Here is a 24,199-nt window from a genome sequence, read left to right on the forward strand (position 1 = left end):
TTAATTCCTGTTAAACAGGTGTTTGCTCCGGCTGGTTTTGGCTATTTTTAGAAAAAACCGGTTATGAAGATTCTCAAAATATCTACGTTATTATTATTTATGGCTGCCTGTAATACACCACAGGCAGTCTACGATTATGATCAAACAGTTCAGTTCGATCAATACACTTCCTATTCAATTTATTCAGATTTACAAACAGGACTCAATCAGCTTGATCAGGATAGGCTTTTAAATGCTTTAAACTCTAAGATGCAGGAAAAAGGCTTCAGTAGATCTGAGACAGCCGGACTTCAGGTAAATGTATATACGCAGGAGTACGAAAGAGATAATCGTAGCAGAGTTGGTCTTGGCCTTGGTGGAGGCGGAGGTAATGTGGGTATGGGAGTGAGCGGAGGTATTCCTATTGGCAAAATGGATGCCTATATGAAGCTAACATTCGATTTTGTAGATATTGACAAGGATGCATTGGTCTGGCAGGCAGTAGTAGAAAGTAGTTTTGATGCAAACGCTGATCCGGAAAAACGTCAAAAGACTTTTGATAAAATAGTTGAGAAAGCTTTAGAAGGATATCCACCTAAGAAATAGTCAGCTTAAATCATTTAAATAAAAAAGCCCCATGCAATTGCATGGGGCTTTTCATTTTGATTGGTTAGTTAGTACAGTGTTGAACCTAGTTCTCGTTGTCTTCAATCATATTCTCATCCATAGAATCTTCAGAATCACCTTCTGTCATTGACTGACTTTCAGAATTTCTGTTCGAGACTACAAATGCGCTTCTTCTGTTCTTAGCATATTCTGCATTAGTACATCCGGTTGGTTGAGTACAGTCATTTACTGGCCGTGTTTCACCATAACCTTCAGAAGTTAGTCTGCTTCTGTCAATTCCCTTCTTCACAAGGTAGTCGACTGTAGAAGCTGCTCTTCTCTTAGATAACGCCATGTTATAGCTATCAGAACCTCTAGCATCTGCATGAGACTCAACTTTCACTTTGATATTCGGATAATCATTCATGTAAGTCACTACTGAATCCAGAACAACTTCAGACTCTTTCTTGATCGTTGCTTTGTCAAAATCGAAATAGATTTTGCTACCATCGATCGGGATAAGATCCTGACCGCTGGTTGGGTCAACTTCAGTAGGAGCTTCGACGATCTCATTCTCTTCACGTGTGAATTGATATAAATTATCTGTTCCTCTTCTATTTGAAGCAAAATATCCAGTTTCATCACTTTCTTTCACAACATATGCGAAGTCATCGTTACCACTGTTTATAGAAGATCCAAGGTTTTCTACTTCACTGAAGTCACCTTCAGTTCTGTAGATATCAAGGTTTCCAAATCCCTGATGTCCATCTGAAGTGAAGTATAATACATCATTTTCGCTAATGAATGGGAATTGCTCTCTGTGAGCAGTATTTACTCCCGCTCCGAGATTTTGAGGAGTTCCGAAGGTTCCATCTTCATTGATGTCTACCATATAGATGTCGAAAGATCCACTTCCACCAGGCATGTCGCTGGTAAAGTATAACTTCGTTCCATCCGCACTCAGGCTTGGGTGTTCTACGGAATATTCTTCACTACTAAAAGGAAGTTTTTCAACGTTGGTCCACTCACCATCGACCATTTCAGCACGGTAAATACTAATGTGAGCTACACGAACATCATTCTCATTTTTCACACGATCTTCATTCGTTCTGTCAAAATAGATAGTGTTTCCATCCTGGCTAAATGTTGCTGAACTCTCATGCTCATCTGTATTGATAACATCTGAGAAAAGAACTATGTCTTTCATTTCACCATCATCATTCATTTGAGCACTGTAAAGATCTAATGCAGGCATTTTATTCCATGGATAGATAGGACGCTCCTGGTTTCTTGTAGATGCAAAAGCCACTCGGTCACCATAAAATCCAATTCCGAAGTCGGAAGATGAAGCATTGTTCATGATCTGATCGTACTTAAATTTATGAGGAACTATAGTGTCAAGAGTATTCTTGAATTCTTCATGATTCCAGTCATTTCCAGTTAACTCGTTCATTAGCTCATCGGCTTTCACATAATTTCCCTGAGCCATCAATGCGTGAGCATAACGGAATTGATACTCCGGCGCAACTGCACCGGAATGTCTTAAAAATAACATCTCATATACTTCAGCTGCATTCTGCATCTGGTTTGTATAGAAGTAAGAGTCTCCAAGATTTTGAAGAATCTCCTGAGATTTCTCATTTACGTTTTCATAAGCATCAGCTGCATCGATATAAGCTGCATTGGCGAAAAACTTGTTTCCGTCCCTAATGTCAGACTTTTGACCGAAAGCTGTAATGCTCACGAATAAAATTAAAAGTGTACTATATATATTTTTCATCTTAGTCTGGTTTTAGAAGAATCTTGGTGATTTGTCATATCCTTTCTTAAGTCCGAATAGGTCCAGATCAAACAATAGCATGATCTCGTGAGAACCATCATCGCTCAGGTCATAAGTTGGATAATCGTATGCATACCCAATTCGCAATCCCGGAGTAACCTGAAAGTTTACCAAGCCTGTAACAGACTTATCGAATCTATAACCAACACCTGCTTCAAATCTGTCATAAAGCAATGCGTTCGCATTCACGTCAACAGATAGTGGAGATCCTTCAACCCCTCTAACCATAGTAGAAGGCTTTAGTTTAAAGTTTTCAGTAATGTCAAACACATAACCACCGGTAAGGTAGTAATGGATCTCTTCTGAACCTTTATCTCTTAGCAACTGGCTGTCATCAAGATGATCTGCTGTCAACAAGTTAGGCGCAGAAACACCTAAGTAATGCTTGTCACCAAACCAGAAAGCTCCAACTCCAAATACAGGAAATACTTCGCTGATATTTTGGAATGCTGCATCACCTGGATCATTTACATCTAAGCCAGCAAGGTTTGCGTCGAATGTCGTTAGACCTGCCTTTGCACCGAAAGATAACTTTGTGTTATCACCAGTTGGGATCACGTATGCGAAATCTGCAGTAATGTTATTTGTTTTCTCAACATCACCAATTTCGTCATGAACTACAGTTAATCCAAGTTCAACACGCTCACTCACCGGAGTGTGGGCAAAGAAGTTGAGGGTGCGAGGTGCACCATCAACATCTGTCCATTGCATTCTGTAAATCGCACCCAGGTTTAACATGCCTGGATCGTCTGTCGCATATGCAGGATTCACTACACTCATGTTGTACATGTATTGAGTGAAGAGTGGATCTTGCTGGGCCATACCCTTTATAGAGAAAAGGATAATGCCTGCGAATAATAAATATTTTGTGATTATTTTTTTCATCTCTTGTTCTTGTTTATCCTAATTATCTACTTAAGTATACTTTTCCTCTTCTTGGCTCAGTGCTACCATCTTTGAAGTCCAGGTAATAGAAGTAAACTCCTACTGGTAACAAACCGTCACCGAATGAACCTTGATTGCTGGTACCATCCCAGTTTGGAGTATTTGCATTCCCCTTGTAAACTGAGTCACCCCATCTGTTGTAGATCTCAATAGTATAGTTAGGATAGAAATCTTCGATATATCTAATCTCGAAATCGTCGTTTAATTGATCACCGTTTGGTGAAATACCTTCTGGTATGAAGAAATCACATTCCAGGCTAACGTTCACAGCAAGTCTTTGTGAGCTATCACAGTCTGATGCCGGGTCATATAGCGAAGCGAAATATGTTACTCCATCCTGAAGTGCAGTTCCAGTACTTAGTGGATCAGTGCTATCTGCACTTGCATACCAGGTTACATTTGAAGTCTGGTCTATTGCATCATTCAGGTCTGCGATCGTTGGATCGTCGAACTGGCAGAAAGTTTGATTTGCATCTTCGATCGTAGGAGTTCCAGGATCTGTAATGATAACGTTGAACGTAGTAGCCACAGATTCACAACCTGCTTCTCCACGCTGAGTTACATAGTAAGTTCCTTCAGTTAAAGGAGCATCTTCAGCAACCATCATTGTAAGATCAGCATCAGTATAGAAAGTTAGGTCTTCACTACCTGCAGTTAGATCTGCACCTGTTGGATCAAGGATCGCACAGAAAGTTGCATCACCAACTACTGGAGCGTCTCCTACTTCCTGAACAGTAATTGTAAACTCAGCAGTATCATCTCCACAATCATTGATTGCAGCTACAGTATAAGTTACAGTGTAAGTTGCTGCATCAAAAGCTGAAGGATTCATCATTCCATCTGTAACAACAGTACCATCTTCAAGAGTGAATTCACCATCTGTATCAGCATCAACTGATAAGAAATCAAACAGATTCTGTACACCATCGTTTTGACAAACTGCGATGTCCATATCCATTCCTGCAAAAGCAGCATCCTGTACAGTAATTGTAAAGGTTGCAGATGCTTCGCCAGTTGTACATGGAGAATCTTCAGTTAGAGTATATGTAATTTCGAAATCACCTTCACCCATCATAGTAGGACTAAATGTTCCGTCTTCATATCCTTCAAACGTTCCGTTTAGGTTTGCATCTTCAGGTAAATAAGAGAATAAATCTACATCTTCAGCATTTCTGCAGATTGGAGTAGGGTTCTCGATCGTTCCAATTTCAGCAGCAATTTCGTCAACTACGATAATTACAAGTTCAGCTGAGTCTTCACAGCCTCCATTGCCAACGGTATAAGTAGTAGCAAAAGTTCCTATTTGATTTTCTAAATAAGCCTGGCGAATATTTTCAATACTTGGATTGAAAGTACCATCTGTTGGAACTCCTTCAGAAAGAATATTTAAGAAGTAATTACGGACTTCCACGATAGTTGGATTTGAATCCAATCCAACTGAACATACCGTTGCATTCACATCTTCACCTGCATCAAAAGTTTCAGAAGTCACATTGATTGTAAAGTCAGCAGAAGCGCTTCCTTCAATACAATCTGCATCATCAGAACTAACATTGTAAGTGAATACATATTCACCATTTTCTACCATTGTAGCATCGAAAATGTTTCCATCAAATTCTTCTCCGTTCAGTACAAATGTACCACCCAGAGTACTATCCTGAGATAATGCGTCGTTTAGGTTATAAGAATTTTCGCTTGTACAAATATTGATAGAGTCATTTGCAGCTTCTGCAATAGCTATACCTGGTTCAACAATCGTGATACTAAAAGTTGTTGAGCTTTCAGTTCCTTCAATTACGCAAGGTGCTGTATCTGTTACAGAGTAAGTTATTAAATAATCACCGGCCTCCATTGAAGCGCCGAACATATTGTTTTCTACTCCTTCTCCGGAGAATGTTCCACCTACTGAAGAATCAGCAGTAAGGAAATCTGCCAGGTTAATCATACCTGAATCTGAACATACTGTTTGATCAGCGATGTCACCTGCATTTGCAGGACCTTCTTCCTGAATAGTTACAGAAACAGTTACAGATCCCTGACATTCACCACTAGAAACAGTATATATTCTAGTGAAGGTGTCAATTGGATTGTTGTTGTATTGGGTCAGAATATCTTCTGCAGAGGTTTCAAAAGTACCTCCTGAAGGCAATTCAGCAACTAGACTCATGTAGAATTGATCAATTGTACTTGGATCTAAATCATCAGGTACTTCTGAATCGCATAATATAGTAGTAATATCATTTCCAAAATCGAAGTCAGAAGTTACATCTATGGTAAAGTTAGCTGTAGCGCTTCCTTCGATGCAGTCTGCATCTTCCGAACTTACGGTATAAGTAAACGAATACACACCATCTTCTACAGTAGAAGCATCGAAAATGTTTCCTTCAAATTCTTCCTCATTCAAAAAGAATGTTCCACCTAAAGTGCTATTTTCCGATAACGCTGCGTTTAGATTAAAAGAAGTTTCGCTAGAACAAACATTAATTATATCATCATTTGCTTCAGCAATGGCTTGACCTGGATCAACAACCGTGATGGCCAACTCAACTGAATCACCGCATCCTTCAGTCCCAATAGTATAAGTCGTACTGAAAGTTTGGAAATTATCTGAGTTATAGTCAGCAATCAATTCTTCTATAGAAGGATTGAAAGTTCCATTTTGAGGAACACCTGCTTCAAGTAAGTCAAAATACAGATTTTCAACGTCAGTTGGTATATTGTTTACCAAACCTGGGATGTCTGCATTACATAGAGTGTTATCAGTATTATCTGATCCAGCATCTACAAGATCACCATCAATAATAGTAATTACAAAATTAGATACATCGGACCCGCAATTGTCGGTGTCATTTCCAACGGTATATTGACCTTCTATTGTAATACTAGAATCGCGATTTGGATTCGTATAAAATGCAAATAACGATGCGCCAATCTGATCAAAATCATTTCCAAGATTGCTTTCTATCCTTCCACCAGTTTCACCATTGAAATCAAATCTTCCAAATAGAGCTGGAATTATATTTTCAGGATTCTGAATGTTAGGTAGTACGATATCTTCTAATTCACTTAGACAAAGTGTTCCAGAAATATCTTGACCTGCATTGCGGCCTTGAATAACTTCTATAGTAAAAGTGGTTTCCATTGTACCAGAAACACAATCTAACGAATCATCAACAGTATAGGTTATTGTAACGTTTCCTGGTGCTACTGTTGAAGGATCAAAAGAATTGTTTGATACTCCCTCGCCCGAGAAAGTTCCGCCAGCAGTTGCATTAGAATCATTGTTGTTCAGTAAAGTAAGATCAATTGATTCTTCATTTGAGCAAACATTCTGAATATTATCAAAACTACCTGCGTTAGCATTCTCACCTTCAATAACTGTTCGGCTTAGCTCAATAGATTCTGAGCAACCATTGTCAATATTGGCGATAAAGGTAGCAGTAAATGTATCGATGTTATTTTGATTATATTGATCGATCACGGCTTGAATAGCTCCCGCCTCGAATTGTCCTGAAGGAACATTACCACCAAAATTCTCTAAAAATAAATCTTCAATATCTTCTGGGATTGCATTAACCAATGCAGGAATATCATCATTGCATAAAGGTGCAAGCTCAACTAATTCAAAATCTGCTCCTTCAAAAACAGTTACTTCCAGATTTGCTGAATCCTCACAGCTTGTTCCGTCACCTACGGTGTAAGTTATATTGAAGGTAACTTCATCAGAAGTATTATTTAAATCATCGGCAATAGCTGAAGGTAAAGGAGAAAACTCACCATTTTGATCAGCGTCATCACTAAGAAGTCCTATTAGGTAAGCTTCAACTTGAGCTGTAGTAATATTATCTCCAAGATCAGATCTACATAATGTATTGTCAAGACTATTCTCACCAGCCTCAAAGGTTTCAAAAACAGTCAATTCAATTTCTACTGTATCTATGCAACCTTCTTCAGTAGTAAAAGTTGCTAGTGTGGTAAAAGTTTGGAAAGGATTGCCGCTATAGGCAGTCACAATACTTTGTATAGATGGACTAAAGCTTACATTTGAAGGTAAATCTCTACCAGCAACTAAGCTCAAAAAGACTGCAGTAGGAGACTGGGTCTCTAAGCGAGTTTGTAAATCATCCTGGCATATTGATTCCGAAACATCTGGTCCAGCTTCAAAATTCGCAAGTTCTACCACCACTCTCGCTCTCTCACTCATTCGTGTTTCGCATGGAGGGAATGGGTCATTTCTATCATTTACAATTTGAGTAGCGAAATAGTCTTCACCATTAATCAATTCTACATCATCAGCTAAAGGTGAGTTAGAATTCATACTTCTGTACCACCTAATAGTTTGAGTATTAGGTTCAGTTCCAGATGCAACTAGGTCTGCAACCGTAGCACCTTCACAAAGTGTTTGAGTAGCTTCGGCGCTAGGAGTTGGAGCTTCCGTAGGACTGTACCCTACTGCAGCTCTAGTCGAAGGACAATTTCCAGCAACAGAACTTACTTGTCCTACAAAGTAACTCTGTCCGGGAGTTAATTCTTGTGAGTCTGGTAATGGCGTAGTTCCAAATTCCTCTTCATATACTTCCAGCTGATAGTCTGTATCTGCTATGAATTCATCCTCAAGATCTCCTGCTGTAAAATTAGAAGAGATACAAGGTGATAAGGAAAAATCATCTCTACCGGGAAAAATGGTATTTTCAGGAGTTGGAGCAGCATTTACAGTAACACTTACTGCAACTCTCTCGCAATCTTCTGTCGTGCTTCCAACAAAATAGGTGACTCCATTTGTTAACAGTTCGTCATCGTTAATAGGATCTGTGTCATTTTCAGTGTCCGCTGTTTCGAAAATAGCTGTGTTTGTTCCACTTCTTTGGATGTCATCTACGGTTTCTAGGTAACAGAATGATTGTTGGTTTCCGGCAGTATTGCTGTCTTCGTCCGTTACGGTAGCGCAGACTTGTCCATAGGAGGACAGAGTACCAAAAATTAAGGATAAAGCAAAGAGGTAAAAAACTTTCCCCTTAAACCTTAAAGTAAAATTTTGCATAGGCTAGGTGTTAATTATTAAATAAATTCGGTTAAAATAAAGTTGCACAAATATTAAAATAATTTTTAATATGCACAGTTAATTTAAGAAACATCTTAACGTTTGGCTCGTGATTTGCTATTTATTGCATCTCAGGTGTTTATACCTTATAAATTTACTAATATTTTCTATATGTTAACAAAAAACAGGATTACGCTTTTTTTAGTTATGCTAATGATGTCAATTACCTACGCTCAGTCCGATATTTCCACAGCAGAAAAGTTACTGAACTCTGGCGATGATAAGGAAGCTGAAATTCTGCTTCTTGAACATGATTCTGAACTAAAGGCCATTGAATTATTAGGTGATATTTATAGCTTCAGAAAAAATTGGGATATGGCGATCTCTAAGTATGAGCAACTTGTAAAAGCGAAGCCAAACAATAGTAATTATAATTTCAAATTAGGCGGAGCATTGGGGATGAAAGCCTATTATGGATCAAAATTTCAGGCAGCCATGCTTATTGGTGATGTTAAAAAACACCTTTTAAAAGCTGCTGAGCTGGATCCAAATCACTCTGAATCAAGGCGGGCGCTGGTAGAACTCTATATGCAGATTCCAGGATTTGTAGGAGGAAGCCAGACAATGGCAGAAAGTTACGCATCAGAACTTCATAGAATAAATGAATTGGATGGTCTTTTAGCAGACGCTTACATCTATAAATTCCTGGACTACCAAAAGCTCGCAGAGACTAAATACGAAGCTGCAATTAAACTCTCCAGAAGAAAACCGGAGTTGATCACAAGAAACTATTTAAATTATGAACTTGCTGAAGTTGCGGCAATCTACTCGATTGAACTGGATCATGGCCAAAGTCTTGTCAAGTGTTACATTGAAAACTACGGTTATAAAGACATCAAAGATCCTTCCTGGGCTTATTATAGATGGGCTCAGATAGAGAGGTTAAATAAAAATCAGGACGTCGCTTTGAATTATATCAAAAAATCATTGGAGATTGCACCTAACTTCGATAAAGCACTTATCGAGAAGCAGAAAATTCAGAGAATGTAATATTCAGCCCTCCATTACTTTTATATTTGTACAAATCTTTTCCATGAACATACATTTTATAGCCATCGGTGGTAGTGCAATGCATAGTCTTGCGATCGCGCTTCAGCGAAAGGAATATCATATTACTGGCAGTGATGACGCTATCTTTGAACCTTCCAGATCGCGTCTTGAAAACGAAAATATACTTCCGCAGAAAATGGGATGGGATGCTTCTAAAATAACTTCAAATCTGGATGCTGTTATTTTAGGAATGCATGCACGGGAAGATAATCCGGAGTTAACAAAGGCGAAGGAGCTGGGTATTAGGATATACAGTTATCCCGAATTTATATTCGAACAATCAAAGAATAAGACTCGGGTAGTTATAGGCGGTTCACATGGTAAAACCAGTATTACCTCAATGATCCTGCATGTGATGAATTACCATAACAGGGAAATTGATTACATGGTAGGTGCAACTCTCGAAGGTCTGGACAATCCTGTTCATTTGACCCAGGAGAATGATTTTATTGTTATAGAAGGAGACGAATATTTAAGTTCTGCAATCGATAGACGACCAAAATTTCATCTTTATCAACCAAATATTGCCTTGCTGAGCGGTATCGCATGGGATCATATTAATGTATTCCCAACGTATCAAAATTATGTAGAGCAATTTAAAATCTTCATCAATTCTATCGTTAATGGCGGAATACTGGTTTACAATGAGGAAGATCAAACGGTAAAGGAGCTTGCAGAGACTACGGAAAATCCCATTAGAAAGCATCCATATTATACCCCAGATTATCATACAGAAGATAATACTACGATACTTGATGCTCCGGAAGGTGAATTGCCTCTGGAGATATTTGGTAAGCACAATATGAATAATCTCGCAGGATCAAAATGGATCTGCCAGCATATGGGTATTGATGAGGATGACTTTTACGAAGCTATTGCCACATTTAAGGGTGCTTCGAAAAGACTGGAAAAAGTTGCTGAAACCTCCAATGGAATCATTATTAAGGATTTCGCACATAGTCCATCCAAAGTTGCTGCTACTACTGCGGCAGTTAAAGAACAGTATCCAAACAGGAAATTGATTGCCTGCCTGGAGTTGCATACTTACTCAAGCTTAAATGCAGACTTTTTAAAGGAATATAAGAATACTTTAGAAAAGGCTGATGAAGCGCTTGTTTTCTATTCTCCTGATGCGGTTGCGATAAAAAAACTGGATGATGTTTCTGAAGACCAGATTGAACATGCTTTTCAGAAGCAAGGTTTGAAAGTATATACAAGTCCTGAAAATTTCGAGGCTGAGCTGAAGGATTTAGGTTTTAACAATTCTGTATTACTAATGATGAGCAGTGGTAATTATGGCGGTTTGGATATGGAATCTTTAAAAGAACTTATCTAATGCTACTATTAGCTCATATTGATTTATTTTAGAGTATGAGCGAAAATTCATCGAAAAGTATTAAAACATGGGCGGAAGATGATCGTCCACGAGAGAAGCTTTTATCTAAGGGGCGTCTGGCCTTGAGCGATTCAGAATTACTGGCAATTCTTATTGGTTCTGGTAGTAGGAACGAATCAGCTGTTGAGCTGTCAAAAAGAATTCTTGCGCAGTCTGAAAATAATCTCAATCAATTGGGAAAGTTCAGCATTGGGCAACTATGTCAATTTAAAGGTATAGGAAATGCAAAGGCTGTAGTGATCACCGCCGCGCTGGAATTGGGAAGAAGACGACGAGTTGAGGAAACTCTGGAATTAAGTAAAATATCTTCGAGTTCTTCAGTTTACGAGATCATGCAGCCCATCATAGGGGAGTTACCTCATGAAGAATTCTGGATCTTATATCTTAATAACAGCAATAAAATCCTGGAGAAATTTCAGATAAGCAAAGGAGGAATTACCGGGACTCTGGTAGATGTTCGGATAAGCTTAAGAAAAGCTATAGAAATAGGTGCGGTATCTCTTATTCTGACTCACAACCATCCAAGTGGAAATTTGCGTCCTAGTGAAGCAGATAAGCAATTAACCCAAAAGCTTAAAACTGCCGCCGAAAGCCTTGATATAAAAATTTTGGATCATATCATTGTTACTGAAAAGTCATATTTTAGCTTTGCCGACGACGGAATTCTATAAGACTTCAATAAATGCTTCTAATTTATACTCAGAAAGTTACACCGCGAATTGTTTACATATTCAAGCATTTATGTACACACATTCTAGGGATTCCCATCAACTTCACATCCAAGATCGAAGAGTTTATTGCTCATGACGGTCCAAAATTAAGCTACGGAAAACAGGCGCTAGGGAACGAATTTTTTATTCAGAATGTAGATCTTCTCCTGGAGCAGGGTTTTTCAGAAATAGAAATTAAGGTGCAACCTTGGGATGATACGATTGGATTTTTTGCCCTGGCAGAATCCAGTGATCTACCCTTTGATATTTTTGCCGCTTCTTTCTATCTACTTAGCAGGTATGAAGAATACCTACCACACGTTAAAGACGAATTTGGAAGATTCCCGGCATCCGAAAGTATTGCATTTCAGGAAAACTTTCTGCATAAACCAATTGTGGATATCTGGGCTTATAAGTTTCAGGAAATCCTGATGGAACGTTTCCCACAGTTAGAACATAAAAAAAGAGCTTATCATAATAGCACCATTATTACTTCAGAAAATACATTCATCTTTAAAAATAAAGGTTTTCTAAGAAGTTTTGTTGGTCTGCTATCAGACCTTGTGCAGTTTAATATAGGTAAGGTGTTAGATAGATTGCAGGTATGGATCCGAATAAAATCAGATCCCAATGATACTTTTGAAGATCTTATTAGCATCATAAGAGAAGATAAGATCGAAACTTTATTCATGTTTCAACTAAGCGATTTTTCGAGGCATGATCGAAATATAAGCCATAATAGAATTCCTCACAGAGCGGTAATCAAGTCGGTAGCAGATTATTCGAAAGTTGGATTGTTGATGGGTTATTATGCCATGGAAGATATCAGAATTCTGCGAAAGGAGAAACTGAGACTAGAGGATATAGTGCATAGTTCAGTAGAACATGCGATGAATCATCAATACAACCTAAGGCTCCCAGATCAATACAATAACCTGATTGAGTTGGAGATCAATAATGATTACTCAATGGGTTATCTTGACAAACTTGGTTTTAGGGCTGGTACGAGCACTTCATACCTATTTTATGACATTAATATGGAAGTGACCACGCCTCTAAAGGTCCACCCGTATGCGTTCAATTCGAATGTAGTAGCTAAAATGACCCGGAACAAGCTAAAGGAAGATCTTCGTAGAATCATACTGGAAACAAAGGAAGTTCAAGGAACTTTAAGATCTGTGTTTTCTAATCATGATTTTTCGCAGTATGCAGATTCCAATTCTTATTATTCAGTATTAAACCAGATTCATGAGATTGACTAATATTAAGGACGTATATTTTGATCTTGATCATACGTTGTGGGATTTTGACAAAAATTCTTCCCTCGCATTTCAGGAAATTTTTGTAGATCAGAAGTTGGAAATAGAGCTTCAGGAATTTTTAAAGATCTATATGCCTATTAACCACCAATACTGGGAATCTTATCGAAATAATTTGGTTAGTAAAGAGGATCTTAGATACGGCAGGTTGAAAGACAGTTTTGAAGCTTTAAAGTTTGAGGTGAGCGATACTTTAATCTCTAAAATATCTGAGGATTATATCAATAACCTTCCTAATAATAACCATTTACTGGATGGTGCAGTAGATATTCTAAGGTATCTGTCAGCCTCCTATAATTTGCATATTATCACCAATGGTTTTGAGGAGGTTCAGCATTTAAAAATGGAGAAATCTGGCATCCTTAACTATTTTAAAACGGTGACAACTTCAGAAGAAGCAGGAGTTAAAAAGCCGCATTCGCTCATCTTTGAAAAAGCTATTGAAAAGGGAGTGGGTAAACCCGAAACTTCAGTAATGATAGGAGATAATTTCGAAGCAGATATTTGCGGAGGTCATCAATATGGTATGAAGGTTATCTATCTGGATTCCAGAGAGGGTAATTCCAGGACTGAACATCCCAGGATTCAAAAGTTAAAACAACTAAGGGATTATCTATAATAATAAAGATTAGGTATTTTCGTAGACTAAGAAAGCTTTCTCGTGTCTAGAAAAATCCACATTCCCAAAACAATTGCAGGTCTGTTTTTACTGGCGCTCTTCACCTCCTGTTTTAAAGATGTAGACCTTAGCCAGACAGAGGATATTCAAATTACTCCAGACATTGATGTCGATATCATTTATTACGATCTCAACAAAGATGACTTTCTGGATTCTGACACTGGAGAGTTCACGGCTATCATAAGAGATACGGTCAGGCTTGAATATCTTGATGACAGTTACATGCAGGATGGTCTAACCTATGCAGCATTCAGGTTTCGGCATGAAAATAGTTTTCCTTATGCTGTAAGAAGTGAGCTGAATTTTTTAAACGACCGGAACAGGAAGGAATTTGATGTGAACTATATCATCCCGGCTGGTAGCGATACGATGATCTCTGTAATTGATACGCTTCATATCGTGCAGGAGTCAAATATCAATCAGGTTAAGAATTCTATAGAACTTGCGGTAGAACTGGAACTTTTAGAGCCTTCTAAAAGTCTTGAAGGGAATTTGAAATTTACATCCAGAGGATTATTCAGACTAACTTTTTAACATGAGAATAGCAATAGTACTGCTTATCTTCTTCTATTGCAACTCTGTATCCGGGCAAAATAAACCCTTACTGTATAATGTGGATGACCTGCCACAGGCATTGCTTCAAAATCCAGGTGCCAGGATAGATTTTACAAGACATTTTGGAATTCCCTTGTTTTCGCAAATTCATTTTGCTGTAGGTTCAACAGGTGTTACTGCCAAGGATATTTTTGAAGATGACGGGCGTAATATCAATGCAAGAATTCAAAGCGCTATCAGGAACCTTACTTCTACAGATTTTTTTTCTATTAATGAGCAGATAGAAATTGTTTCTTTTGGTTGGAAAATGGGTAATAGAGGTTACTTTTCTGCAGGTGCATATCAGGAAGCTGATATCTTCGCGTACTTCCCAAGTGATCCTGCAAAACTTGCTTTCGAAGGTAATGCAGATTATATAGGGCGACCCTTCAGATTCGACGATGTTAGCTTTACAGGTGAGGTGCTTACCGTTTATCATGCTGGCTTTAATTATAAAATGGATTCTAAGCTAACCGTAGGTGGTCGAGTCAAACTGTACTCCGGGATTTTTAATGTTGAAAGCGTGGATAATGAGGGGACCTTTACAACATATGATACACCTGGGGAAGAAAACTTCTATAATCACGAAATTGATGATTTTAATATTTTAATAAATACCTCTGGTTATGCAAGTCTTCGTGATGAAGAAGATATGACTGTTGACCAGGCAGCTGGTGAACTTCTTAGCAGGTCTTTCTTTGGTCAGAATGTTGGAGTAGGAGTAGATGTTGGATTTCATTATAGAGTAACTGATCAGTTCTCTGTGAATGCTTCTATAAGAGATCTGGGCTTAATATTTCATCAGAAGGACATTGAAAATTCCAGATACTTTGGATCTTATGACTCAAGTGGTTTAGAGCCGCTTTTTCCTGAATTGGATAATGAAGAGACCATTCCTTACTGGGACGTTTTAGAAGAGCAATTTGATGCGAATCTCAAAGACGTAAAAACCTTTAGCGAATATAATACCTGGCGCCCATTGAAATACAATGCTTCCATACAATTTGGAACTGGCAAGTCGATCTTACCATGCGACTATTTGATTAGCAAGAAGCCGCGCTATATGAATTTATTCGGAATGATAGTTTCCGGAGTAAATCGTCCTAAGGGTCCTACTTATGGTGTTACTACTTACTGGGACAGGAAAGTAAATGATTATTTTAGATTTAGAGTGGCTTATGGTTTGGATCAATTTTCGCGGACAAAGTTTGGGGTAATGGCTTCGAGTAGATTTAAAAACTTTAATGCTTATATCGCAGTAAATGATATCATTGGCTATACCAACCTTGCCAATGCGCATAGTGCATCCTTGCAATTAGGCATACAATACGTATTCAAAGACTTATGAAAAAATTAATAATATTAGCAGCAATGATTTTTTATGGGAACATCTTTTCCCAGGCTCTGAATGATTATAAGTATATAATTGTCCCTGAAAGCTATGACATTCTTGGTAAAACGAATCAGTACCAATTAAATGCCCTTACAAAATTCCTATTTGAGAAGAATGGTTTTCAAACTATTATGAAAACTGAAACCTGGCCAGAAGATCTTCAGCAAAATCCCTGTCTGGGCATAAGTCCGGTTCTAGTGGAAGATTCTGGCTTGTTTGTAACCAAAATGCATATAGAACTTCAGGATTGTAAAGGAATGTCCGTCTATAAAACTCGTGAGGGAAAGAGTAAGGAGAAAGAATTTCAGGCTGCTTACCAGGAATCTTTTCGAGATGCTTTTCAGGACCTGGTTGATTTGCAATATGAGTATAAATCCAACTCCGGTATTGCTAAATCGGTTAAAAAGTCAAATGAGATTTCTTCTGTCATGGAGGAAAAGAATATAACTTCTGAAGTAAAAAATGAGGTAGTTCCAGAATCCGAAAGTAATGTCACTTCTGAATTATTAGCTTCCGAAAAAAATGATCTGCCAGCCGGGAGTGAAGTTGATGAAAATTTAACTTCTCTGGAAAATAGTCTATGGATCTATGGTGATGCTGTTTTTGAATTAAGAGCCTACAATTCCAACTATGCCTTATACCAACGGAATGCTCCCGAACCAATAGCGCTATTATTGAAGACCAATAAACCCAATAAATTTGTATATAGATCGCTCCTTAATAGTGGAACCGTATCTTATCGCAAGAATTCAGGATTAGAAATTAGCTACTTCGACAGTAAGACTAATCAGCAGAAGTCAGTACTACTAAAATCTAAAAATTAATAACCATACTTTTTTTGCCAGCGCTTCCGAAGAAATTCACGTTGAGCATTTTCACGCTGATTATTTCCGGGTTCGTAGAAGGTAGTGCCAGCGATATCATCTGGAAGAAACTCTGCTGCAACGAAATTACCTGCGTGATTATGGGCATATTTATAATCTTTTCCGTAACCTATATCTTTCATTAATTTCGTAGGGGCATTCCTGATCGCAAGAGGAACCGACAAATCACCTGTTTTCTTTACCAAACTTTGGGCTTTATTAATAGCCATGTAGGCTGCATTGCTCTTAGGTGAAGTGGCTAGGTAGGTCACGCACTGACTAAGTATGATTCTGGCTTCCGGATATCCAATTGTATTCACCGCCTGGAACGAATTATTGGCTATGACCAGCGCGGTTGGATTTGCGTTCCCAATGTCTTCGCTTGCCAGGATCAATAATCTTCGCGCGATAAACTTCACATCCTCACCTCCTTCGATCATTCTTGCCAGCCAGTAAACCGCAGCATTTGGATCACTCCCTCTAATAGATTTGATAAATGCAGAAATTATATCGTAATGCTGTTCCCCCGTTTTATCATATAGAACGGTATTTTGCTGAACCTTCTGAAGTACAAGATCATTAGTGATCTTTACATTTACTTCTTCTGAAGTGACTAGTAATTCAAAGATATTTAGAAGTTTCCTGGCGTCTCCACCGCTTAACCTCAATAAAGCTTCAGTCTCTTCTAGCTGAACATTTTTAGCCGAAATTACTTTGTCCTGCTCCATTGCTCTCTTTAGCAGATCTACCAGGTCTTCCTTTGAGAACGGTTTCAGAATATAAACCTGACATCTGGACAAAAGGGCAGATATAACCTCAAAACTCGGATTTTCAGTCGTGGCACCAATTAAAGTAACCCATCCTTTCTCTACAGCTCCAAGTAGAGAATCCTGTTGAGATTTACTGAATCTATGGATTTCATCAATGAATAGAATCGGACTTTTGGTGGTAAATAAACCATCACTTTTCTTAGCTTTTTCAATGATCTCACGTACGTCCTTTACGCCACTACTAATTGCGCTAAGGGTGAAGAATGGTCGGCCAGATTCCGAAGCTATGATATTCGCCAGTGTGGTTTTGCCTACACCAGGAGGTCCCCATAAGATCATGGAAGGAATAATTCCTTGTTTTATTTGCTGTCGCATAGCACCATTCTTACCAATTAAGTGATGCTGACTCAGGTAATCATCAAGAGTTTTAGGGCGCAATCTTTCTGCTAGTGGTTGACTCATGGGTGTTTTGTCTGACAACTTAACATCCTGAACTATTTGGATGCTTTTTTGTAATATTAATTAAAATTGAATAGAATTTGAAACCATCCTCTCCATTTGTTTTTACCAGCGGCACAATAGGATATCCTTTATTATTCGTGTTGATGATCTGGATTGTTTTCTGGGCAGAGCTTCGATTCAATTTGAATTTAGCCCCCTTCGGTGTAAGGCCGGGTGAAGCGGTAGGGCTTCGGGGGATCATATTCTCACCCTTCATCCACTCAGATATAAAACATCTTTTTAATAATACAATTCCCTTATTCATACTATCTCTCGCCTTATTTTACTTTTACAGACCTTTACGCTGGAAGGTGTTGTTAATTGGTCTCGTTTCAACAGGTTTGATTACATGGATTATAGGTCGACCAGCAAATCACATTGGAGCTAGTGGAATTATCTATTTACTTGCAGCATTCCTTTTCTTCAAAGGAATCTTTTCTAAGAATTACCGGCTCGTAGCCTTGTCGCTTATAGTAGTGTTTGTTTACGGTGGATTGATATGGTATGTAACTCCAATAGATCCAAAGATTTCCTGGGAGGGACACCTGGCGGGTCTATTGAGCGGCCTGGGTCTCGCTGTAGTTTTTAAAGAACAAATCGCAAAACCTCCTAAATATCATTGGGAATCTTCAGATTTTAAAGATTCTGATGATTTATTTATGCAGCATTTTGACGAAGAAGGAAATTTTGTTGATAACCTACCTTTTCAGAATATGGAAGAAGAGGAAACAGAGTATAACTACATTTATACTGAAAAGTCAGATGACAAGAATTAACTTCTTTGTCTAACAGTTTCGTAAAGGACTGCACCACAAGCTACAGATACATTCAAAGAAGCGATCTCTCCGAGCATAGGTAGTTTTGCCCTATAGTCGGCTAGCTTAAGAATTGAGTTTGATACCCCTTTAGCTTCATCACCCATTACGATGGCCACAGGTTGCTTAAGGTCAATATCGTAAACAGTGTCATCCGTTTTTTCAGTAGCTGCAACAATCTTTATATCATATGTTTGTAGATGAAATAAAGCATCTTTAATATGATCTACCTTGCAAATAGGGACTTTGAAAACTGCTCCGGCTGAAGTTTTTACCGTATCGGCATTAATAGGAGCAGATCCTTTTTCCTGGACGATGATGCCATCTACTCCACAACATTCTGCGGTTCTAATTATGGCTCCAAAATTCCGAACATCTGTAATACCATCCAGTAGAAGGTAAAGTGGAATAGTACTTTTATTTTGTACAGATTCTACAAGATCATTAAGACTTACAAAACTTATAGGAGATATATTAGCAACGACTCCCTGGTGATTACCCTTACTGAGTTTGTTTAATTTCTCAATTGGCACATAAGACACGGTGAAAGATCCGCTCTTAAGATGACGGTTCAATTCCTGAAACAAGCTTCCGGCTAAGCCTTTCTGGATAAATACTTTTTCAATACTTTTCCCACTTTCTATAGCTTCAATCACAGCTCGAATTCCGAATATTCTTGTAGTTTCTTCCATGCTTCAAAGTTAGTACAATTATATCCTTCGAGAAATGAATAATAAAAAAAAGCCACCCATTTGGGTGGCTTTTCATATTGAATTAATTCAATATCTATTCATCATCTTCCTCAGTCGCTGGACCAGGGTAAGTTGATTGATCTGGTGTAGTCGTATCCCAGAATACTGGAGTTTGAGCATCATCACCACCAATTGCACCAGCAGCATCAATGTAGTTAGCATTGTTTAAATTCTGCTCGTCGATTGGATAAGTGTATCTAAGTGGAACGAAAGTCTCATTATCTGTTGGGATATTGAAAACCGGATCGTCATATAATCTCCATGTAGACCATCCTTCAGCAGGGTTATCATACATTGCTATCCAGAACTGAGTTGCAAATTGCATTTCAGAACCATCGTATGCAACTTCAGGCTGTGATAGGTACTCTTCAGTAGCATCACCAGAAACACCCCAGTACTCCATAGATGCTGTAATTGCAGCATTGTAGTGAGTCTCAGCATCTCCAGGAACATTATATCCAAGTTCAGCAGCTTTAGATAGATTAAATCTAACTTCAGCATAGTCTAAAAGAATTCCTTCTCTAGTTGGATCAAGGAATGCATCTCCAATGTGAGTGAAGGAACCATAGTTATTACTTCCACCATAATCACCACCAATGTAACCATCAGCAATATTATCATCGAAATAAACCATTCTTCTTGGGTCTTCAAATTGATTCATGTAATCAACGATTGTCTCAGACGCAAGAAAGTCAGATCTACCGCTCTGTACCAAATCTTCCCAAAGTGGGTTTGTGTTTGGTGCATTAGATTGGTAATCAATCGTAGCATTGTCATCATTTGATGCGAAAACACCGGCTGATACAGCAGACTCAACAGTAGCTTGAGATAAAGAAGGATTTACATCCTGAAGTCTAATTCCCATTCTAAGTTTAAGAGAGTTAGCAAACAACATCCATTTGCTCATATCTCCTTCGTAAACAACATCTGAACCTGAGAATCCTTGTCCAGCTGAAAGCATTCCTCCAACAGCATCAAGTCTGGAAATAAGGTCTGCGTAAACAGTAGCAGCATCGTCATAAACAGGAAGTGAGAATTCACTAGGTTGCAAAGCCTGAGTATAAGGAATGTCTCCAAATCCATCAACTAATAAGTGCCAGGTATAAACCTCTATCACTTCAAGTTGTCCTAGTCTAGCGTCTTTTTGACCCTGAGTCAAGCCTTCGTTAGCATTCACAACTCTCTTAGCATCCTGAAGATCATAAATAACATCTGTGTAATATTCACTCCAAACTGCATCTGGATTTTGTCGAGCAGTAAAATCATAGTTAGGCTCATCAGTGTAAGTCGTTGTAGTCAAATATTGCCCAAGAAACCTATAAAGAGGTTGGTTTACGTTCGGGCTAGCGGTGTAATCACCAAGACTAACCGTAGCAGCAGTAAATAAGAAATCTGAAGCTACAGCATCGGGGTTCTTAGGATCCCGGTTTAAATTTTCATACTGTTCATCACTCTGGCAGGACCAAAGCATTGCAACAGCTGAAAGAGCAACAATATATTTTTTCATAGTATTTTAATTAAAAGTTAAATTTAAGACTAGCACCTATTTCTCTCATAGTTGGGTAAGCACCAGACTGGTATCCTTGAACGTTACCAGCACTTAAACCTGCTTCAGGATCTGCGTATGGAATGCTCTTGTCGATGATCCAAAGGTTACGACCAATGAATGATACAGAAGCTCTTGTAAATGGTAAAGCTTCAAGTACTCTATCACCAAAGTTATAAGTAAGCGTAGCTTCTCTTAACTTAACATATCCAGCGTCATAAACGTGAAGTGCATTAGGAGCACGTGCGTACCCATAAGGGTTAGCGTAGTAATCTGTTCTAGCTCTAGTCTCGTTTGGAGAAGTATTTGTTACTTCGTAAGTACCATCAGCGTTAAAGCTAACATCACCCTGAACACCATCTAGAAGAACACCACCACCGTTTTCGATAGTATTTCTAATTGGATTACCAAGTTCGTTAGTTCCTACACTACTTGCATAGATACCGGTAGCAGTACCATACCATTGGTCAAGTGAGAATACACTTCCACCTTTTTGAACATCAATTAAGAATCCAAGAGCTATGTTTTTGTAAGTGAATGTGTTTTGAACACCACCAATCCAATCTGGTTGGAAATCACCAATTACATAGTTTGAGTTAGGGGTTTTAGCATAGTAACCAGCAGAAGTGATCACTTTGTTCCCTTGATTGTCATAAACGAAATCTGTTCCTCTAATAGCACCGTAAGGTTCTCCAGGAGCAGCATTGATGGAAATACCACCTTGTAAGCTAGCTAACTGTAGGTTTTCAATACCATCAGCAAGTTCTAGTACTTCATTCTCATTCTTTGCCCAGTTCACGTTGACGTTCCAGTTGAAGTCTTCAGTTCTAATTGGGTTTAAAGTTAATGCAACCTCTATACCTTTGTTCTCAATCACACCTGCGTTAAGCAATTGCTGACTGAATCCAGTTGAAGGAGATACAGGAACTGGAGTAATTTGATCTTCAGTTCTTGATCTATAGTAAGATACGTCTAAACCAATTCTTCTATCGAAGAAGTTTGTTTCCAAACCAACTTCATAAGACTTAAGACGCTCTGGCTTTAAGTTAGGGTTTCTAAGAGTTGAATTGTTACTCGCCACACCAGCTCCATTGAAACCAGAATATATGGTATACGTGTTAAATACGTTGTAAGGGTTAGTATCGTTACCAACTTCAGCGTAGTTACCTCTAAGTTTTGCGAAACTTAACCAGTCTGCATCAATTAGGTTAGATAACAAAACACTTGCAGATACCGCAGGGTAGTAGAAAGTGTTGTTTTCTTTTGGTAATGTAGAAGAACGGTCTCTACGGATAGTACCTTCAAGAAAGTAAGTGTTGAATAAACCTACACTTGCTCTAGCGTAAACACCATCCAGCATTCTTACAGATTCGTACTCTGAAGGTGGGTTAAGTGGGCTTGCACTGTTACTTAGTGCGTAGAATCCAGCTTTATTTAATCCTCCGTTTGTTGAAGCGAAAATGCTATTTCTCTCGTTTCTTCTTAAGTTGAAACCTAAGTTACCATCAATGTTAACATCATCACTAATGTCTTTGTTGAAGTTTAGGATAAGGTCATAGTTGTATTCAGCAGCTCTGTTGTTATAACGGCTGTATTTAGCAATATCTGCTGATCCTACATTAATTCTTTCTTCCTGTAATTCGTCATACGTATCGAAAGTAAATCTACCTAGTATGCTGAATACATCATTCAGTTCATAGTTAAGGTTTACGTTACCAAAATATCTGTTACGAGTGTCAGTTTGAAAGTTTTCGTAGAATGTCCAGTATGGGTTATCAGAATAAATAGGTGATAGATCATCTGGAGAATTTGGGTTCCAGGTAATGTTCTGTCCTGTAGCCTCGTAAGCTCTTCTTTGCTCTTCGAAATCTACGTTAGTTTGGAACCACTGTCTGAACTGTTGCATAATGTTCAAAGAACTATATCCAGTTCCGTAACGTCCTTTACCATCAGTCTTAGTATAAGTAATGTTCGCCTGAGCGTTGAATTTATCTGTGAACTCATGAGAACCACTAAACTTAAGAGTGTTTCTCTTAATGTTAGAGTTTGGAAGGTTACCTTGTTGATTCAGGTGAGTTCCACTCAATCTGAAAGAAGAAGTTTCTGATCCACCATCTAAAGCAACAGAGTTTACAGAAGTGTAACCAGTTTGCCATACACTGTTAGGATCATTCTCACCAGCTACCCATGGAGAAGCTTGTTGGTAAGTGTCAAGATCAGGATAGATAGAGTTCCACTGGTAAATTTGTCTGTTAGGATCAAATGCAGCACCAAAAGAAGCATCTTCAGTAAAAGGAGTTGTTTCATCCAGGTTACCGTCACCGTCAACATCATAAAGGTTAAAGTATCCATCATCAGAAGCATAGTAAGCACCGTATCCAGCACCGTACTGATCCTGATATTCTGGAAGAGTTTCCATATCTGGATTCGTTACAGTAATAGAAGACTGTACAGATACACCAATACCTTTACCTTTAGAACCTTTTTTAGTCTCGATAATTACAACACCATTCGCAGCTCTTGCTCCGTATAGTGCAGTTGCAGCCGCACCTTTAAGTACGTTGATAGACGCAATGTCATTCGGGTTAATATCCGAAGCAGCGTTACCGTAATCATAACCACCACGACCAGAGGACTGACCGCTACTGTTAGGAGTGTTATTGCTAATAGGAGTACCATCAACAACAAAAAGTGCCTGGTTGTTTCCTGTAAGAGATGAGTTACCACGAATTACAACGTTCGTAGATCCACCAAGTGTTCCTGAAGACTTAATACTAAGACCAGAAACTTTACCTGATAGAGAGTTTACGAAGTTTTGTTGTGGAACATCAGATACAGCTTCACCACCTACTTCCTGAGTAGAGTAACCTAACTGTTTCTTTTCCCTCTTAATACCTAATGCAGTTACTACAACTTCATCAAGTTGAGCAGAATCATTCTCCATTACCACATCGATTTGATCGTTTGTGCTAACAGTGTATTCTGCTTGTTTCAATCCAACGAAAGAGAAAACCAATACATCTCCCTGAGTTGCAGTTATTTCATAATTTCCGTCGAAATCTGTTTGGGTACCCGTGCCAGTACCTTTAATAAGAACGTTCACACCAGGAAGGGGAAGACCATCTGAGTCAGTCACCGTACCCGCAATGGAACGCTCCTGTGCAAAAGTTATTTGCACCACGAACGCTAGTAATAGCGTTAAAATACTACTAAACTTTGTTTTCATTTTAAAATTTGTTTGAATTAGCCGACATCAAATGTGAGTAGAATAAAGCGTTAAAGCAAACATAATCTCATAATAAATCACGCAGATTAGCATAAGGAGCTGATAGCCAACAAT

General features: G+C 38.5%; 17 protein-coding genes. 10 read left to right on the forward strand and 7 right to left on the reverse strand.

The genetic code is table 11. The features are described from left to right. Positions 1 to 63 precede the first annotated feature (63 nt). The gene (locus tag T8I65_RS02580) at positions 64 to 585 is read left to right on the forward strand and encodes a DUF4136 domain-containing protein (protein ID WP_322301924.1); all 522 of its coding nucleotides are present in this window, start codon (positions 64 to 66) and stop codon (positions 583 to 585) included. An 85-nt stretch (positions 586 to 670) separates the two neighbouring features. Here T8I65_RS02580 and T8I65_RS02585 read toward each other — a convergent pair whose 3' ends face one another. Genes T8I65_RS02585 through T8I65_RS02595 form a run of 3 tightly spaced genes read right to left on the reverse strand, consistent with a single transcriptional unit; the run spans position 671 to position 8,411 of the window. Further along, positions 671 to 2,365: an OmpA family protein gene (locus tag T8I65_RS02585; protein WP_322301925.1), complete on the reverse strand. Its 1,695-nt coding sequence runs from the start codon at positions 2,363 to 2,365 to the stop codon at positions 671 to 673. A gap of 12 nt (positions 2,366 to 2,377) precedes the next feature. Then, positions 2,378 to 3,310, reverse strand: coding sequence for a type IX secretion system membrane protein PorP/SprF (locus tag T8I65_RS02590; RefSeq protein ID WP_322301926.1), 933 nt, complete (start codon positions 3,308 to 3,310; stop codon positions 2,378 to 2,380). A gap of 22 nt (positions 3,311 to 3,332) precedes the next feature. Continuing rightward, on the reverse strand, positions 3,333 to 8,411 hold the full coding sequence (locus T8I65_RS02595) for a gliding motility-associated C-terminal domain-containing protein (protein ID WP_322301927.1): 5,079 nt from the start codon (positions 8,409 to 8,411) through the stop codon (positions 3,333 to 3,335). Positions 8,412 to 8,624: 213 nt separating this feature from the next. On the opposite strand from T8I65_RS02595, the gene T8I65_RS02600 reads away from it, so the two are divergent. From T8I65_RS02600 to T8I65_RS02635, 8 genes are read left to right on the forward strand one after another with little or no spacing between them, the layout of a single operon-like run. Then, on the forward strand, positions 8,625 to 9,461 hold the full coding sequence (locus T8I65_RS02600; protein ID WP_322301928.1) for a hypothetical protein: 837 nt from the start codon (positions 8,625 to 8,627) through the stop codon (positions 9,459 to 9,461). Positions 9,462 to 9,504: 43 nt separating this feature from the next. Continuing rightward, entirely contained in the window at positions 9,505 to 10,857 is a 1,353-nt protein-coding gene (locus tag T8I65_RS02605; protein WP_322301929.1) for a UDP-N-acetylmuramate--L-alanine ligase, read from the forward strand. A gap of 35 nt (positions 10,858 to 10,892) precedes the next feature. After that, a complete protein-coding gene (gene radC, locus T8I65_RS02610; RefSeq protein WP_322301930.1) occupies positions 10,893 to 11,588 on the forward strand; it encodes a RadC family protein in 696 nt (231 codons plus the stop codon). Between the two features lie 11 nt (positions 11,589 to 11,599). Then, complete coding sequence (locus T8I65_RS02615; protein WP_322301931.1) at positions 11,600 to 12,889, forward strand: polysaccharide deacetylase family protein; 1,290 nt, start codon at positions 11,600 to 11,602, stop codon at positions 12,887 to 12,889. Beyond that, positions 12,876 to 13,565 carry a YjjG family noncanonical pyrimidine nucleotidase gene (locus tag T8I65_RS02620; protein WP_322301932.1) on the forward strand — a complete coding sequence of 230 codons (690 nt, stop codon included), beginning with the start codon at positions 12,876 to 12,878 and terminating at the stop codon, positions 13,563 to 13,565. Before T8I65_RS02615 ends, T8I65_RS02620 begins: the two co-directional genes overlap by 14 nt. Before the next feature lie 42 nt (positions 13,566 to 13,607). Next, positions 13,608 to 14,159: a hypothetical protein gene (locus T8I65_RS02625; protein ID WP_322301933.1), complete on the forward strand. Its 552-nt coding sequence runs from the start codon at positions 13,608 to 13,610 to the stop codon at positions 14,157 to 14,159. Between the two features lies 1 nt (position 14,160). Further along, positions 14,161 to 15,567: a DUF5723 family protein gene (locus T8I65_RS02630; RefSeq protein ID WP_322301934.1), complete on the forward strand. Its 1,407-nt coding sequence runs from the start codon at positions 14,161 to 14,163 to the stop codon at positions 15,565 to 15,567. Beyond that, positions 15,564 to 16,436 carry a hypothetical protein gene (locus tag T8I65_RS02635; RefSeq protein WP_322301935.1) on the forward strand — a complete coding sequence of 291 codons (873 nt, stop codon included), beginning with the start codon at positions 15,564 to 15,566 and terminating at the stop codon, positions 16,434 to 16,436. The genes T8I65_RS02630 and T8I65_RS02635 overlap by 4 nt, the downstream gene beginning before the upstream one ends. On the opposite strand, the gene T8I65_RS02640 is transcribed toward T8I65_RS02635, so the two are convergent. Beyond that, positions 16,433 to 17,707, reverse strand: coding sequence for a replication-associated recombination protein A (locus T8I65_RS02640; RefSeq protein WP_322301936.1), 1,275 nt, complete (start codon positions 17,705 to 17,707; stop codon positions 16,433 to 16,435). The genes T8I65_RS02635 and T8I65_RS02640 overlap by 4 nt on opposite strands. Positions 17,708 to 17,784: 77 nt before the next feature. Here T8I65_RS02640 and T8I65_RS02645 point away from each other — a divergent pair, with 77 nt between their 5' ends. Further along, positions 17,785 to 18,522, forward strand: a complete 738-nt coding sequence (locus T8I65_RS02645; protein WP_322301937.1) for a rhomboid family intramembrane serine protease — start codon at positions 17,785 to 17,787, stop codon at positions 18,520 to 18,522. Here T8I65_RS02645 and rlmB read toward each other — a convergent pair. The 3 genes from rlmB to T8I65_RS02660 form a co-directional block, all read right to left on the reverse strand. Beyond that, positions 18,519 to 19,253 carry a 23S rRNA (guanosine(2251)-2'-O)-methyltransferase RlmB gene (rlmB, locus tag T8I65_RS02650; protein ID WP_322301938.1) on the reverse strand — a complete coding sequence of 245 codons (735 nt, stop codon included), beginning with the start codon at positions 19,251 to 19,253 and terminating at the stop codon, positions 18,519 to 18,521. The genes T8I65_RS02645 and rlmB overlap by 4 nt on opposite strands. Before the next feature lie 94 nt (positions 19,254 to 19,347). Further along, positions 19,348 to 20,820, reverse strand: a complete 1,473-nt coding sequence (locus tag T8I65_RS02655) for a SusD/RagB family nutrient-binding outer membrane lipoprotein (protein WP_322301939.1) — start codon at positions 20,818 to 20,820, stop codon at positions 19,348 to 19,350. 10 nt (positions 20,821 to 20,830) lie between these two features. Further along, a complete protein-coding gene (locus T8I65_RS02660) occupies positions 20,831 to 24,085 on the reverse strand; it encodes a SusC/RagA family TonB-linked outer membrane protein (RefSeq protein WP_322301940.1) in 3,255 nt (1,084 codons plus the stop codon). Positions 24,086 to 24,199: the final 114 nt, after the last annotated feature.

This window comes from Christiangramia sp. OXR-203 (assembly GCF_034372165.1).
In the GTDB taxonomy this organism is placed as follows: domain Bacteria; phylum Bacteroidota; class Bacteroidia; order Flavobacteriales; family Flavobacteriaceae; genus Christiangramia.